This is a genomic window from Micromonospora sp. NPDC049359 (genome assembly GCF_044466585.1).
In the GTDB taxonomy this organism is placed as follows: Bacteria; Actinomycetota; Actinomycetes; order Mycobacteriales; family Micromonosporaceae; genus Micromonospora.
In genome coordinates, this window is the sequence record NZ_JBITMW010000017.1 from 1 (window position 1) to 13,974 (window position 13,974).

At 72.2% G+C, this 13,974-nt stretch carries 16 protein-coding genes and 1 pseudogene; 9 read left to right on the forward strand and 8 right to left on the reverse strand.

Annotated features, from left to right (window positions below):
* Positions 1-366, forward strand: a pseudogene (locus tag ACIBTX_RS29875) (hypothetical protein); the annotation flags it as partial.
* A 63-nt stretch (positions 367-429) separates the two neighbouring features.
* On the opposite strand, the gene ACIBTX_RS29880 reads toward ACIBTX_RS29875, so the two are convergent.
* Both ACIBTX_RS29880 and ACIBTX_RS29885 read right to left on the reverse strand, forming a co-directional pair.
* Complete coding sequence (locus ACIBTX_RS29880) at positions 430-1,266, reverse strand: undecaprenyl-diphosphate phosphatase (RefSeq protein WP_357122133.1); 837 nt, start codon at positions 1,264-1,266, stop codon at positions 430-432.
* On the reverse strand, positions 1,263-2,315 hold the full coding sequence (locus tag ACIBTX_RS29885; RefSeq protein ID WP_355052458.1) for an LLM class F420-dependent oxidoreductase: 1,053 nt from the start codon (positions 2,313-2,315) through the stop codon (positions 1,263-1,265). Before ACIBTX_RS29885 ends, ACIBTX_RS29880 begins: the two co-directional genes overlap by 4 nt.
* A 187-nt stretch (positions 2,316-2,502) precedes the next feature.
* On the opposite strand from ACIBTX_RS29885, the gene ACIBTX_RS29890 reads away from it, so the two are divergent.
* Together ACIBTX_RS29890 and ACIBTX_RS29895 are read left to right on the forward strand one after the other, a co-directional pair.
* Positions 2,503-3,474 (forward strand): aldo/keto reductase, encoded by a 972-nt coding sequence (locus ACIBTX_RS29890; protein ID WP_357122127.1) that lies wholly within the window; start codon positions 2,503-2,505, stop codon positions 3,472-3,474.
* A gap of 100 nt (positions 3,475-3,574) precedes the next feature.
* Positions 3,575-3,766: a DUF5703 family protein gene (locus ACIBTX_RS29895; RefSeq protein WP_039906151.1), complete on the forward strand. Its 192-nt coding sequence runs from the start codon at positions 3,575-3,577 to the stop codon at positions 3,764-3,766.
* 84 nt (positions 3,767-3,850) lie between these two features.
* On the opposite strand, the gene ACIBTX_RS29900 is transcribed toward ACIBTX_RS29895, so the two are convergent.
* Positions 3,851-4,513: a hypothetical protein gene (locus ACIBTX_RS29900; RefSeq protein WP_357122124.1), complete on the reverse strand. Its 663-nt coding sequence runs from the start codon at positions 4,511-4,513 to the stop codon at positions 3,851-3,853.
* Positions 4,514-4,555: 42 nt separating this feature from the next.
* The gene (locus tag ACIBTX_RS29905) at positions 4,556-5,884 is read right to left on the reverse strand and encodes a M20/M25/M40 family metallo-hydrolase (protein WP_357175455.1); all 1,329 of its coding nucleotides are present in this window, start codon (positions 5,882-5,884) and stop codon (positions 4,556-4,558) included.
* A gap of 173 nt (positions 5,885-6,057) precedes the next feature.
* Between ACIBTX_RS29905 and ACIBTX_RS29910 the strand changes: the two genes are divergently transcribed.
* Both ACIBTX_RS29910 and ACIBTX_RS29915 read left to right on the forward strand, forming a co-directional pair.
* The gene (locus ACIBTX_RS29910; RefSeq protein WP_357122118.1) at positions 6,058-6,666 is read left to right on the forward strand and encodes a hemerythrin domain-containing protein; all 609 of its coding nucleotides are present in this window, start codon (positions 6,058-6,060) and stop codon (positions 6,664-6,666) included.
* 88 nt (positions 6,667-6,754) lie between these two features.
* Positions 6,755-7,726: a LysR family transcriptional regulator gene (locus ACIBTX_RS29915; RefSeq protein WP_357122115.1), complete on the forward strand. Its 972-nt coding sequence runs from the start codon at positions 6,755-6,757 to the stop codon at positions 7,724-7,726.
* A gap of 4 nt (positions 7,727-7,730) precedes the next feature.
* On the opposite strand, the gene ACIBTX_RS29920 is transcribed toward ACIBTX_RS29915, so the two are convergent.
* Positions 7,731-8,858, reverse strand: coding sequence for an FAD-dependent oxidoreductase (locus tag ACIBTX_RS29920; protein WP_396833303.1), 1,128 nt, complete (start codon positions 8,856-8,858; stop codon positions 7,731-7,733).
* A 24-nt stretch (positions 8,859-8,882) separates the two neighbouring features.
* On the opposite strand from ACIBTX_RS29920, the gene ACIBTX_RS29925 reads away from it, so the two are divergent.
* Complete coding sequence (locus ACIBTX_RS29925; RefSeq protein WP_357122109.1) at positions 8,883-9,599, forward strand: TetR/AcrR family transcriptional regulator; 717 nt, start codon at positions 8,883-8,885, stop codon at positions 9,597-9,599.
* Between the two features lie 61 nt (positions 9,600-9,660).
* Entirely contained in the window at positions 9,661-9,906 is a 246-nt protein-coding gene (locus tag ACIBTX_RS29930; protein WP_266241928.1) for a hypothetical protein, read from the forward strand.
* A 55-nt stretch (positions 9,907-9,961) separates the two neighbouring features.
* Here ACIBTX_RS29930 and ACIBTX_RS29935 read toward each other — a convergent pair whose 3' ends face one another.
* Genes ACIBTX_RS29935 through ACIBTX_RS29945 form a run of 3 tightly spaced genes read right to left on the reverse strand, consistent with a single transcriptional unit; the run spans position 9,962 to position 13,040 of the window.
* Positions 9,962-10,312: a DUF3140 domain-containing protein gene (locus ACIBTX_RS29935; RefSeq protein ID WP_234582023.1), complete on the reverse strand. Its 351-nt coding sequence runs from the start codon at positions 10,310-10,312 to the stop codon at positions 9,962-9,964.
* Positions 10,312-10,485, reverse strand: coding sequence for a hypothetical protein (locus ACIBTX_RS29940; RefSeq protein WP_357122105.1), 174 nt, complete (start codon positions 10,483-10,485; stop codon positions 10,312-10,314). The genes ACIBTX_RS29935 and ACIBTX_RS29940 overlap by 1 nt, the downstream gene beginning before the upstream one ends.
* A complete protein-coding gene (locus ACIBTX_RS29945) occupies positions 10,482-13,040 on the reverse strand; it encodes an ATP-dependent Clp protease ATP-binding subunit (protein ID WP_357122102.1) in 2,559 nt (852 codons plus the stop codon). Before ACIBTX_RS29945 ends, ACIBTX_RS29940 begins: the two co-directional genes overlap by 4 nt.
* A 138-nt stretch (positions 13,041-13,178) precedes the next feature.
* Here ACIBTX_RS29945 and ACIBTX_RS29950 point away from each other — a divergent pair, with 138 nt between their 5' ends.
* A complete protein-coding gene (locus ACIBTX_RS29950) occupies positions 13,179-13,559 on the forward strand; it encodes a hypothetical protein (protein WP_357122099.1) in 381 nt (126 codons plus the stop codon).
* Between the two features lie 152 nt (positions 13,560-13,711).
* Positions 13,712-13,972, forward strand: a complete 261-nt coding sequence (locus ACIBTX_RS29955; RefSeq protein WP_007076395.1) for a hypothetical protein — start codon at positions 13,712-13,714, stop codon at positions 13,970-13,972.
* The last annotated feature ends 2 nt before the right edge of the window (positions 13,973-13,974 follow it).

The window sequence follows — 13,974 nt, forward strand, 5'->3', positions numbered from 1 at the left end:
GCCAAGGCCATCATCGCCGCCACCAAGAAGGCCGGCCTGCCCGAACGGGCCGCGGTCATCTCCATCGCCACCAGCCTGCAGGAGTCCAAGCTGGAGAACCTGGGTCACCTCGGCGACATGAACGACCACGACTCCCTCGGCCTGTTCCAGCAGCGCCCGTCGAGCGGTTGGGGCACGCCGGAGCAGATCACCGACCCGGAGTACTCCACCACCGCGTTCCTCAAGGGCCTCAAGCAGGTCGACGGCTGGCAGGACATGCCGCTGACCGACGCCGCGCAGACCGTGCAGGTCTCGGCCTACCCCGACGCGTACGCGCAGTGGGAGCAGCAGGCCACCGACCTGGTCGCCCACAACTGGAACAGCTAAGACGCAGATGGCCGGCACCCCGACAACGGGTGCCGGCCATCGCCGATTCTTCGGTGCGTGCGGTCAGGTGGCGCTGATCGTGCCGGTGAGCAGAAGAGCGAGAACCAGGGTGCCCAGCGCGACCCGGTACAGGACGAAGACGTACAGGGTGTGGTGGGCGACGTAGCGCAGCAGCCAGGCGATCGCCGCGTACCCGATGCCGAAGGCGATGAGGGTGGCCACGATCGTCTGGGCCACCGTGGGCACGGACGTTCCCGGGGCGGACGGTTCGAAGACGTCCCCGAGGCTGAACACCCCGGACATCACCACCGCCGGGATGGCCAGCAGGAACGAGTAGCGCGCCGCCGCCTCCCGGGTCAGGTTGAGCAGCAGGCCGGCGGTGAGCGTCCCCCCGGAGCGGGACACGCCGGGGACCAGCGCCATCGCCTGGGCGAAGCCCATCACGACGCCGTCCTTCATCCGGAAGTTCTCCAGCGTGCGCGTCTGCCGACCCCAGTACTCGGCGAAGGCCAGCACGAACGCGAACACGATCAGCGTGGTCGACACCACCCAGAGGTTGCGCCCGGCCGTCTTGATCTGGTCCTTGAAGAGGAACCCGAACAGCCCGATGGGGATCGAGCCGACGATCACGTACCAGCCCATCCGGTAGTCGAGGCTCGAACGCACGGATTTGTCCCTGAGCCCGACCAGCCAGGTACGGGTGATCCGCCAGATGTCCTTCGCGAAGTAGATCAGCACGGCGGCCTCGGTGCCGAGCTGGGTGACCGCGGTGAACGACGCGCCCGCGTCGCGGTCGAAGAAGATCGCCGAGGTGATCCGCAGATGCCCCGACGAGCTGACCGGCAGGAACTCGGTCAGCCCCTGGACGATGCCCAGGACGATGGCCTCAACCCAGGTCACTCGCCGACTCCCGAGAGCTCGAGAGCCTCGGCGACGGTCCGCAGGGTCTGCACACCGCTGTCCCGGTCGGCCACGAACAGGGTCACCGACAGCGTGGTGACACCGGAGGCGGCGTACTCGCGCATCCTCTCGGCGATGCGCTCCTTCGGGCCGAGCAGCGACGTACGGTCGATGAACTCCATGGGTACGGCGGCGGCGGCGTCGCGCTGGCGCTTGGCCAGGTAGAGGTCCTGGACCTCGCGGGCGGCGTCGCCGTAGCCCATCCGGGTGGCGAGCTGGTTGTAGAAGTTCTGCTGCCGGCTGCCCATCCCGCCGACGTAGAGCGCGGCGTACCAGCGGACCAGCTCGGCGCAGGAGGCGACGTCGTCGCCGACGACGACCGGCACGGACGGCACCACGTCGAAACCGGCCAGTTCCTTGCCGGCCTTGGCCCGGCCGGCGGAGACGGCGGCGAGGTGCTCGTCGGCGAACTCCGGGGCGTAGAACACGGCGAGCCAGCCGTCGGCGATCTCGCCGGCCAGCTCCAGGTTCTTCGGACCGACCGCGGCCAGGTAGATCGGGATGTGCTCGCGGGGCGGGTGGAAGCTCAGCCGCAGCGCCTTGCCGGGGCCGTCGGGCAGCGGCAGCGTGTAGTGCTCACCGTCGTACGCCACCTCCTTGCGGGCGATGGCCAGCTTGACGATGTCGACGAACTCGCGGGTACGGCCCAGGGGCTTGGCGAACCGCACGCCGTGCCAGCCCTCGGAGACCTGCGGGCCGGAGACGCCGAGGCCGAGCCGGAACCGGCCGCCGGACAGGGCGTCGATGGTGGCGGCCGTCATCGCGGTGGCGGCCGGTGTACGGGCGGGGATCTGCATCACCGCCGAGCCCACGTCGATCCGTTGCGTCTGGCCGGCCATCCAGGCGAGCATGCTGGGCGAGTCGGAGCCGTACGCCTCCGCCGCCCACACCACCGAGTAGCCGAGGCGGTCCGCCTCCTGGGCCAGCGCCAGGTGGTCGGCCGGCGTACTCCACGCTGTCTGGTATCCGAGGCTGAGCCCGAGTCGCACTGGTCCTCCCCCATCCGTGGCACAGGTCGCATCAGGTTACGCAATGCCGAAAACGGACCCGATCACCGGCTCACCGCCAATGATCCCCCGTCCGTCGCGGTGCCTTCCGGAGGCGGAACCGGCAGAACCGGCAGAGATGACGGGAGCGAGGATATCCGTGGCGGCGGGTTCGAAATAAGGTTCACCCATGCAACAGCGACCGCTCGGCCGAAGCGGGCTGGCGGTTTCGCGGCTCGCGCTCGGCACCATGACCTGGGGCCGGGACACCGACGCCGACGATGCGGCCGCCCAGCTCAAGAGTTTCCTGGACGCGGGCGGCAACCTGATCGACACCGCCGACGTGTACGGCGACGGCGACGCCGAGTCGGTGATCGGGTCGCTGCTGGGCACCCTCGTCCCGCGCGAAGAGCTGCTGATCGCCACGAAGGCGGGGTTGCGTCCGGGCAGCGCCCGGCGGCGCGACGGCTCCCGGGGTCACCTGCTGCGCACCCTGGAGGCGTCGCTGCGTCGGCTCGGCACCGACCACGTCGACCTGTTCCAGGTGCACGGATACGACCCGGACACCCCCCTGGAGGAGACGCTCGCGGCGCTGGACCACGCGGTGGCCAGCGGAAAGGTCCGTTACGTGGGGGTGTCGAACTTCTCCGGCTGGCAGACCGCGCGGGCCGCCGCCTGGCAGACGGCCTGGCCGGGCCGGGCGCCGGTGGTCGCCACCCAGGTGGAGTACTCGCTGCTGGAGCGGGGGGTGGAACGGGAGGTCCTGCCGGCCGCTGACGCGCTGGGCCTCGGCGTGCTGCCCTGGTCGCCGCTGGGTCGGGGGGTACTCACCGGCAAGTACCGGCATGGGCGTCCGGCGGACTCCCGGGCCGCCTCCCCGCACTTCGAGCGGTTCGTCTCCACCTACCTGGAGCCGCGCTGCTCCAGCATCGTGGAGGCGGTGGCGACCGCGGCCGGCGGGCTGGGGGTCTCGCCGCTGGAGGTGGCGCTGGCCTGGATCCGGGACCGGCCCGGGGTGACCGCGCCGATCCTGGGCGCCCGGACGGTCGGGCAACTGCTCGGCGCGTTGCAGGTCGAGCGCATCACGCTGCCCGAGGAGATCACCACCGCGTTGGAGGACGTCTCCGGGGTGCCGGTCGGCTACCCCGAACGCGACGGGTGACCCGAGACGGCCCGAGGACGGCACGAACCAGGCACCGCAGCGGCGTCGGTCACCCTCCAGGGGGTGGCGGACTGCCGCCGGGCTGGGCAGCATGGGTGGCATGGACTACGAGTACGCGCCGCTGCGGCTGCCGCCGAACGTCGACCGGTTGACCGCAGCGGCGCAGTTGGCGATCCAGGCGGAGTTCTCCGGATGGGAGCTGGCCCGGGTACGGCTGTTCCGGGACGGCACGCGGCAGGTCATGTTGCGCCGTCGGCGGGTCAACCAGCCGCAGCCGGGCCTGTCGTACTGACACCGGGCCGGGGCACCGCGACGAAACGCCCGGGACCCGAACCGCGTACGGTCGGGCCCCGGGCGTCGTACGGCCCGCCACAAACTAGTGCTGGTGCCCGGCGTGGTCGTGGTCGTCGTCGTCGAGTTCCAGGAACGGGTGCTCGTCGAGACGACCGACGAGCCGGTCGTCGGCGGCCGGCTGGAACGGGCCGACCGCGTCGTCGTCGTCGAACGACTCCAGGTCGACCGGGGTGCCCACCTCGCTGACCATCACCACCCCGTCGAGCGGTTCCAGCTCCGGGACGTCGAGTGCGCCGAGCGAGCCGTCGCCGCTCTGCAGCAGCTCCAGCACCGCCTCACCGACGCCCTCCACCGGCGCCGGCTCGTCGTCCTCGGGGGTGCCCTCGCGGCGGGCCGCCTCGGCCGCCCGCAGCAGCGCGGAGATGCTCGGCACCCGGTAGTCGCGGCGTTGGCGCACCGAGATCACGCGGGGGTGCGGGTCGCTGGCCTCGACACCGTCGCCGCCGAAGCGCTCGTCGGCCTCGTCCGGGTCGATCGAGTCAACGTCCCACGGCGTGACCTCACCGAAGGCGTCGAGGAGCTGCTCGTCGTAGGCGAAGGAGGCGTTGTTCAACGCCACGTACGCCTGCCAGACGTCGTCGTCGTCGACGCGGCCCTGCGCGGCGCGTACGGCGGCCAGGTGGTGGCGGGCCGCTTCGATCACCCGCTCGAGTGCGGCGTCCAGCTCACCGTGCTGGTCGGTCATGTGGGGCAGTCCCTTCACGATGGGGAGGTAACGCGGACACTGCTAGCAGGTGCGGAGGAACCGGTCGAGAACCCGCACGCCGAACTGTAGTCCGTCGACCGGAACGCGCTCGTCGATGCCGTGGAACAACGCGGAGAAGTTCAGGTCGGCGGGCAGCCGCAGCGGCGCGAACCCGAAGCAGCGGATGCCGAGCGTCGAGAACGCCTTCGCGTCGGTGCCGCCGGAGAGCATGTACGGCACCGGCCGCGCCCCCGGGTCCTCGGCGCGCAGCGCCGCCGACATCGCCTCGACGAGGTCGCCGTCGAAGGTGGTCTCCAACGCGGGCTGCCGCTGGATGTACTCGATGTCGATGTCCGGGCCGACCAGCTCGCGCAACTGCCGCTCGAGCAGCTCGGACTGGCCGGGGAGGCTGCGGCAGTCGATGGTGGCGGTGGCGCGGCCCGGGATGACGTTGTCCTTGTAGCCGGCGCTCAACCGGGTCGGGTTGGCGGTGTTACGGATGGTCGCGCCGATGATGTTGGCGATCGGGCCGAGCTTGGCGATGGCGACCTCCGGGTCCTCCGGGTCCAGCTCGATGCCGAGCAGGTCGGAGACCTCGGTCAGGAACGCCCGTACGGTGTCGGTCACCACCACTGGGAAGCGGTGCCCGCCGATGCGGGCCACCGCCTCGGCGAGGGCGGTGACCGCGTTGTCGTCGTGCACCATCGACCCGTGCCCGGGTCGACCCTTGGCGTGCAGCCGCAGCCAGTCGATGCCCTTCTCGGCGGTTTCGATGAGGTAGAGGCGCTGGCTGTCGTTGACCGAGTAGGAGAACCCGCCGACCTCGCCGATCGCCTCGGTGCAGCCGTCGAAGAGGTCGCGGTGGTTCTCGACCAGGAACCGCGCGCCGTAGTCGCTGCCCGCCTCCTCGTCGGCGGTGTACGCGAGGACGATGTCGCGCGGGGGCCGAACGCCGGTGCGCTGCCAGTGCCGCACCACGGCGAGCACCATCGCGTCGAAGTCCTTCATGTCGATGGCGCCGCGACCCCACAGGTAGCCGTCGCGCTGCTCGCCGGAGAACGGGTGCACCGACCACTCGTCGGCGTCGGCGGGCACCACGTCCAGGTGGCCGTGCACCAGCAGGGCCTCCCGGCTCGGGTCGGCGCCGGGGATGCGGGCCACCACGTTCGCCCGGCCGGGCGCGGACTCGTGCAGGACCGATTCGATGCCCACCTCGGCGAGCTTCTCCGCCACGTACTCGGCCGCGCGGCGTTCGCCGACGCTGGTGTCGTTGTCACCGGTGTTCGTGGTGTCGATGCGCAGCAGGTCGCGGCAGAGGTCCACGACCTCCGCGGTGGGGTCCGGTCGGGCGGAGGCGGCGTCGCTCGTCATCGCCCCTTCATACCAGCCCCGAGTTACCGGCGGGCCGGCGCACCGAGGGGAGGCGGCCGGGCATCCAGGTCGACGAATCGGGCGGCGGTTTCGCGGCGGCCGCGTTCGGGTACCGCCGCCCACGACCGCACAACCCCTGCCGGAGCTTCCGCCCGCCAGTCGAGGAGGGCATCATGTCCGCCGTTCCCCTGCCCCCGTTGCCGCCCACGCCCGCCCCCGACGAGGGTTACCGGCCCGGCGGCCGTAGCGTCGCCGACATCGTGGACCGCGAGCACCGGCAGTTGCTGACCCTGGTGGACCAGCTCAGCGGCCCGGACGCCACGCCGAACGAGGCCCTCGCGGTGCTCACCGCCGCGCTGTCGCGGCACATCTCCGCCGAGGAGCAGTACCTGCTGCCAGCGGTGCGGGCGGCGCTGCCGGCCGAGGCCGCCCGGGTGGACGCGGAGATCGACGGTGACGCGGCGTTGCTGGCCGCCCTCAAGGGGCTGAACGACGAGACCGTGACCGAGGTCGCCGAGCGGGTCCGCCGCCACGTCGACGGGGTGGGCACGCTCGTCACCGAGCTGCGCGCGGTGGCGACGTCGGAGGAGCTGATCCGGCTGGGCAACCGGTTGGAGATCGCCGAGGAGGCCGCTCCGACCCGGCCGCACCCGGGCACTCCGGCCACGCCGCCGTGGAACCGCATCGTCGAGCCGGCGGTGGGCGTGGTGGACAAGCTCCGCGACGCGGTGACGCGGCGGCCGACGTACCTGAAGGACCTGCCGGAGCCGCCGCGCGACTGAACGCGCGGGCCGCACCAGAGAATGCATTCAATGTCACCGATCCACTTGGCCCCTTCCGCCGGCTGCGACGTGGTCCTACCGTCACCGTATGAACCTGGAGCTGCGACACCTGCGGGTGGTCTGCGCGATCGCGGAGACAGGGAGTGTGACCAAGGCGGCGTCGACCCTCGGGCTCGCCCAGCCGGCGCTGACCGCCCAGCTCCAGCGGATCGAACGGACGCTGGGCGGGCCGCTGTTCGACCGGGACCGGCGCGGCGCCCGCCCCACCGCGCTCGGTGAGCTGGTGCTCGCCCGGGCCCGGGTGCTGCTGCCGGCCATGAAGGGCCTACAGGACGAGGCGGCGCGGCTCGCCGGCGCCGCCGAGGTGTCACGCTGCTACCGGCTCGGCGGCGTGAACAGCCCGATCCTGGGCCGGCTGGTGCACCGCCTCGCCGCCGAGGAGCCGCCGGCCCAGATCACCACGTACGCCTCGTGGTCGGTGGACGAGCTGGCGCAGTTGGTGGCCGGCGGACGGTTGGACTTCGCCCTCACCGGCGTCTGCGGCGACGCCACCCCGTCGGCCGAGTTCGGGTTGCGATGGCGGGAGGTGGCCGTCGACCCGGTGCTGGTCCTGCTGCCGGCGAGCCACCCGCTCGCCGACCGGGACGAGGTGCGCCTGGCCGACCTGCGCCACGAGCAGTGGGTGGCCGCGCCCGGCGACGGCTGCTTCGGCGACTGTTTCGCCGCCGCCTGCGCCCGCGCCGGCTTCACCCCGCGCAAGGTGTACGAGACCGACATCCGCGGCTGCGTCGACCTGGTGGACGCGGGCGTCGCGGTGGCCCTGTGCCAGGCGACGTTCCGGCCGGTGGCCGGTCTGGTCACCCGGCGGTTGGCCGGTGTCCCGCTGCGCTGGCGACTGCTGCTGGGGTGGCATCCGGAGTCGCCCGCCGCCCGCGACGCGGAGCTGCTGCTGGCCACGGCGAAGGCGGCGTACACCGACTCGCTGGCGTCGCACCCCACCTACCTGGACTGGCTGGTACGCAACCCGGCCTTCGGCGTCCGACAGCCCAGCGCGGCGTGAGGGCCTACTGCCCGACGGGCTCGGCGGGACGCCGCGTGAAGAAGCGGACGAGGTCGTCGGCCGCCGTCGGGGACAGCATCATGGCCTGGACCCGTGCGCACATCTCGGCGATCGGCTGGACCCTGGCGAACATCGCCTCCTCGTACGCCCGGATCGCCGCGTCCGGGTCGCCGGGGTGGGCGACGAGTTCGTGGGCGAGTTCGGCCGCGTCCAGCATGGCCTGGTTGGCGCCCTCGCCGACCGGGGGCATGAGGTGCGCGGCGTCACCGAGCAGGGTGACTCCCGGCTGGTGGGCCCAGCGCGCGCCGACCGGCATCGCCTCGACCCGGCGCGGCGTCGGCGCGTCGTCGCCGGCGTCGATGAGGGCGACCAGGCGCGCGTCCCAGCCGTCGAAGAGGGCCCGTAGCGCATCCTTGCTGCGGTAGGCGTCCAGGTCACGGCCCTCGGCACGGAGCGAGATCCCGACCCGGATGCTGCCGTCGCCGAGGCGCTGGGCGGCGAGGATCTGGTTGACGCCGACGCACCACAGGTTGCCGGGGCCGACCATCTCGGCGAGCTCCGGGTGGCGTCGGTCGGCGTCGCCGATGGTGAGATCCACGTGGGTGGAGACGTACGTCAGTGGCGCGTCGATCAGCAGCGGTCGGACGACCGAGCGCGCGCCGTCCGCGCCGACGAGAATGTCGCACTCGACGCGACGACCGCTGTCGAAGGTCAGCAGGAAACCGCCGGCGGGTCGCGGTGTCGCCCCGACGAGGCGATGACCCCAGGTGACCGCGTCGGACGGGAGCGCGTCCAGCAGAAGGTGACGCAGGACGGTGCGGTCGATCTCCGGGCGTCCGTCGAAGGAGCCGGGGCGCGGTGTGTGGTGCACGAGCGTACGCGCGGCGGGGTCGAGGATGCGGTGCTCCTCGCCCTCGGGCCGCGCCGACGACCGGAACACCTCGCCGAGGCCCGCCTCGGCGAGGGCGCGCTGCCCGGACTCCGGGTGCAGGTCGAGCATCCCGCCCTGCGAGCGCGCGGCCCGGTCCGCCTCGCGTTCGTGGACCACCGCCTCAATGCCGTGCAGGTGCAGGATCCGTGCCAACGTCAGCCCGCCCAGGCCGCCGCCCACGATCGCCAGTCGCATCGCCATGCTCCTTACCGTACACTGTATTTCGTGGATACACCGTACGGTAGCGAAGTGGTGCCGGTGTGGGAACGGCCCGAGCCCCGCCCGCGGGCGACGCCGGTGCCGCTGAGCCGCGCGAAGATCGCCGAGACGGCGATCCGGCTCGCCGACGCGCACGGCCTCGACGGCCTGTCGGTCCGCCGGATCGCCAAGGAACTCGGCGTCGGTCCGATGCGCCTCTACGACTACGTGACCAACCGGTCAGAGCTGCTCGACCTGATGGTCGACGCCGTCTACGCCGAGATCGCCGAGGGTGGCCCGCACCCCGGGTGGCGTGCCACGGTGCTGGCCATCGTGCGACGGACCCGCGCCGCCGCCCTCGACCACGAGTGGTTCTCCGACCTGCTCGGCGGACGACCGCAGCTCGGGCCGCACGCGCTCACCGTGGGCGAGTCGACCGCCGCGGCGCTCAGCCAGGCCCCCGCCGTACGCGACGTCGACGACCTCCAGCGCGCCCTGGGCGCCCTCAACGCCTTCATCATCGGAGCGCTGCGGCGGGAGGTCACCGAGCGACGTACCGCCCGGTCCACCGGCACCGAGTTGAGCGCCTGGCAGGCCAGCCTCGGCCCCTACCTGACGCGCATGCTCGACACGGGCCGCTATCCCACGATCGCCCGGCTCGTCGTCGACGGCGCGCACCTCGACGCCGAGGAGACCTTCGACCACAACCTGACCACCCTCCTGGACGGCATCGCCGGCCGGTGAGGCGAGGCGAGACGAGGGCCACCGCCGGTGCGAACCGCCGCTGTCCGGGTATCTGGCGGACATGACCGATCTCTACCCGCCCGCCGACGACCGCGAACTGCTCCGCCAGGCCGCCGCCGCGCACACCGCCGCCACCCGCCAGGTGGAGGCGTTCCTGCGCCGGCTCCCGGAGGTGCCCGACCCGGCCGACGTCACCGAGTACGCCAACCTGCTCACCCGCGAGGACCAGACCCGGGGCGAGCGCGACGCCGCCGCCGACGCGGCGGGGCTGACCATCGGCAGCCTGGAGCCCGATCAGGGCCAGTAGGGCACGACGACGGCGCCGACCCGAACCGGGTCGGCGCCGTCACGTACGGCCGCGCTCAGCGTTCCACGAGCGGATCGTGCCCGAGGTCGAGCAGCGAGTGCCGCCACTCGTCGTCGGCGTTGCCGCGCCGGGGCTTGGCGTCCATCAGCTCGCGGATCCGCTCCACCGCCTCGCGCATCACCTCGATGTCCTCCGGCGTGAGGTCGACCTTGCGCTTGTTGAGCACCTTGAGGATCTCCCGCCCCGGCTGGGGCAGATCCAGGTCCGGGTTCGGGCTGAACGACTCCTCGCCCGATCCCCTGGTCAACAGCCAGGTGCGCAGCTGCTCCGACGGGACGTTGACCTCGGCGTGGAAGTCCTCCCAGAGCACTTCCACCTCGGGGTCGAGCCGCGTGTCGCGTACCATCACGTCTCCTCTCGCGTCTCCGGGTCGTCCTGGTCGGTCTTGGGGTGCAGGCCCTCGGCTGGTACCCGCGTCCGGCGTGGATTGGCGGTCGGGGGCGCCAGGATCGGGTCGGGGTGCTCGTCCGCGTCCTCGTGCGGCTCGTCGTGGTCCTCGCGTCCCGCCGGCCCGCTCATCGTGGGTGTGTTGTCGTGGCGGCGGTGTAGCCCCGCTCGCCCGCGGTCACGTCGAAGGTGAGTTGCCCGTCGCGGGCGTCCACGACGACCTTCTGGCCGGGTGAGATCGCCGATTCGAGCAGCATCCGGGACAGGTGGTTGTCCACCTCGCGCTGGATCACCCGGCGCAGCGGACGGGCGCCGAACTCCGGCTGGTAGCCGTGCTCGGCGAGCCAGTCCACCCCGGCGGTGGTGACCTCCACCTGGATGTCCTGGGCGTGCATCCGGCGGCGGGTGTCCTCCAGTAGCAGCGCGGTGATGTCGCGCAACTGCTCGGCCTCGAGCCGGCGGAAGATGATGATCTCGTCGATGCGGTTGAGGAACTCCGGGCGGAAGTTCTCCTGCAGGCGGCGCATCAGCCGCTCGCGCAGCTCGTCGTTCTCCTGCTCGCTGCCGGGCGCGCCGGTGCCGAAGCCGACGGCACGCTGGGTGCCGGTGATCAGCTCGGAGCCGAGGTTGCTCGTCATGATCAGGACGGTGTTCTTGAAGTTCACCGTACGGCCCTGGCTGTCGGTGAGCCGCCCGTCGTCGAGCACCTGGAGCAGGATGTTGAACACGTCCGGGTGCGCCTTCTCGATCTCGTCGAGCAGCACCACCGCGTACGGGCGGCGCCGTACCGCCTCGGTGAGCTGGCCGGCCTCCTCGTAGCCGACGTACCCGGGTGGGGCGCCGACCAGCCGGCTCACCGTGTGCCGCTCCTGGAACTCGCTCATGTCCACCCGGACCATGCGGTCCGCCTCGCCGAACAGCGCCTCGGCCAGGGCTCGGGCCAGCTCGGTCTTGCCGACGCCGGTGGGGCCGAGGAACAGGAAACTGCCCATCGGACGCTCCGGGTCGGCCAGCCCGGCCCGGGAGCGGCGGACCGCCTCGGCCACCGCGGTGACCGCGTCGTCCTGGCCGACCACCTTCTCGTGCAGGTGACCCTCCAGGCGCAGCAGCCGGTCCCGTTCCTCCTCGGTGAGCTGGCTGACCGGGATGCCGGTGGCCCGGGAGACGACCTCGGCGATCTCCTGTGGACCCACCTCGGGCACCTGCGAGGACGACGGACCATCCTCGCCGTTGGCGCGCCGGATCTCCGCCTCCAGCTCGGCGATCCGGTCGCGCAGCGCCGAGGCGCGCTCGTACTGCTCGTCGGTGACAGCCTGCTCCTTGTCGCGGCGTACGTCGTCGAGCTCCTGCTCCAGCTCCCGTACGTCGGAGGCCGGGGTACGGGTGCGCAGCCGCACGCGCGCGCCGGCCTGGTCGATGAGGTCGATGGCCTTGTCCGGCAGGAACCGGTCGGTGACGTACCGGTCGGACAACTCGGCGGCGGTGACCAGCGCCTCGTCGGTGAAGCGCACCTGGTGGTGCGCCTCGTACCGGTCCCGCAGCCCGCGCAGGATCGCGATGGTGTCGTCGATGCTCGGCTCGGGCACCAACACGGGCTGGAAACGCCGGGCCAGCGCGGCGTCCTTCTCGATGCTCTTGCGGTACTCGTCCAGCGTGGTCGCGCCGATCACCCGCAGCTCACCCCGCGCCAGGGCGGGCTTGAGCATGTTGGACGCGTCCATCCCGCCCTCACTGCCGGCGCCACCCGCGCCGACCAGGGTGTGGATCTCGTCCAGGAAGATGATCAGCTCGTCCCGGTGCGCCCGGATCTCGTCGATGACCTTCTTGAGGCGTTCCTCGAAGTCACCCCGGTAGCGGGTGCCGGCGACCAGGCCGGCGAGGTCGAGTTGGACGACCCGCTTGCCGAGCAGGGTCTGCGGGACGTCCCCGTCGCAGATCCGCTCCGCCAACCCCTCGACGATGGCGGTCTTGCCGACACCTGCCTCGCCGATCAGCACCGGGTTGTTCTTGGTCCGCCGGGACAGGATCTCCACGGCCTGCTCGATCTCGTCGGCCCGGCCGATCACCGGGTCGATCTGGTCGTTGCGGGCCAGGTCGGTGAGGTCCTGGCCGTACTGGTCGAGGGTGGGCGTACCCCGGTCCGGCTTCGGGCCGTTCATCGGGCCGCGTTCGGCGTTGGCGGCCTGCAACGACTCGGGTTGGATCCGTCCGGCGGCCAGCATCCGTCCGGCGGGCGACTCGGGGTTGAGCGGCAGGGCCATCAGGATGTGCTCGGGGCCGATGTAGTTCGCGCCCATCGCCCGGGACAGCTGGTGGGCGTCGAGCAGCGCCCGCTTGGCCGCCGGGGTCAGCGACAGGTTCGGTGGCACCTCGCCGCGCGGCGCGCCGTCGCCCTTGCCGCCGAGCGCGTTGAGCAGGGTGTCCGGGTCGGCGCCGGCCCGGCGGACCAGGTCGCGCAGCGGTTCGCGTTGCAGCGCCGCCCAGAGCAGGTGGTCGGTGTCCAGGTCGCTGCTCTGCCGCTGGGCGGCGCGACGGGCCGCGTCGGCCAGCATCTCCCGCGCGTCGGCGGTCATCAGTCGGGTGATGTCGACCCGGTGCGGCGGTCGGCGTCCTCCCTCACCCCGGCCGAAGTACCGGGCCAGGAATTCGTCCCACGGGTCGGAGCCGAGATCACCGGGTCCCATCATGTCTCTCCTCCGCAGTCGGGCGCGGCACGGTCGGCAGGGGCTACCCGGCACCCGGCGCGACAAACGCCGCAGGCGGTGGCGCACCTCGCCGTGGAGTGGCGTCCGGCCGGTTCGGTCGGGTGGTGGCAGGCTGGCGGCATGACGGAGAACCCGCTGCTGATCGTGGACGGTGCCAACGTGGTGGGCTCCCGCCCCAACGGGTGGTGGCGGGACCGGGCCGGGGCTGCCGCCCGGCTGCGGGACGCCCTCGCGCCGGTGGCCGCCGAGGGGCTGCCCGCCCGGTTGACGGCACCGGTCGACGTGGTGCTCGTGGTCGAGGGCGCGGCGCGGGACGTGCCCGGCATCGACGAGGTGCGCGTGGTCTCCGCCCCCGGCTCGGGTGACGACACGGTGGTCGAGCTGGTGCGGGCGGCCCCGCAGCGCCGCCGGCTGGTGGTCACCGCCGACCGGGAGCTACGCGAGCGGGTCACCGCCCTGGGCGCGGAGGTGTACGGCCCCCGCTGGCTCCGCGAAAACTGAGAAGTTCTCGCACTGGGACTCCCACAGAACGGACTCCCGGCACTTCACGGGGGTTAACGGTCAGGCGGGCATCAACACCGCCAGGGCGGATGTTCTCCCGGGGACGCCGATAGGCTCTAATGGAGATCTCCCCGCCCCCAGGAGGTTCCGCCGTGGCGAGCGTCGCCGAGCTGAAGGCTGCCATCGATGTCGCCCTCCAACAGATCGGTGACGGGCAGACAGCCGTCCAGGCGGCGGGTGAGAAGCTGGCCGAGGCGCAACAGACCCTGGCCGGCGCGCTGGAGGGCAGCGGGCACGAGACGGTCGAGGCGGCCCAGGCCTCGCTGACACAGGCCAGCCAGGAGCTGGAGGAGTGTCTCGCCGCGACACTGGTCGCGGTGGAGCAGGCCCAGCTCTACGTCTCCACCCTGTAGGC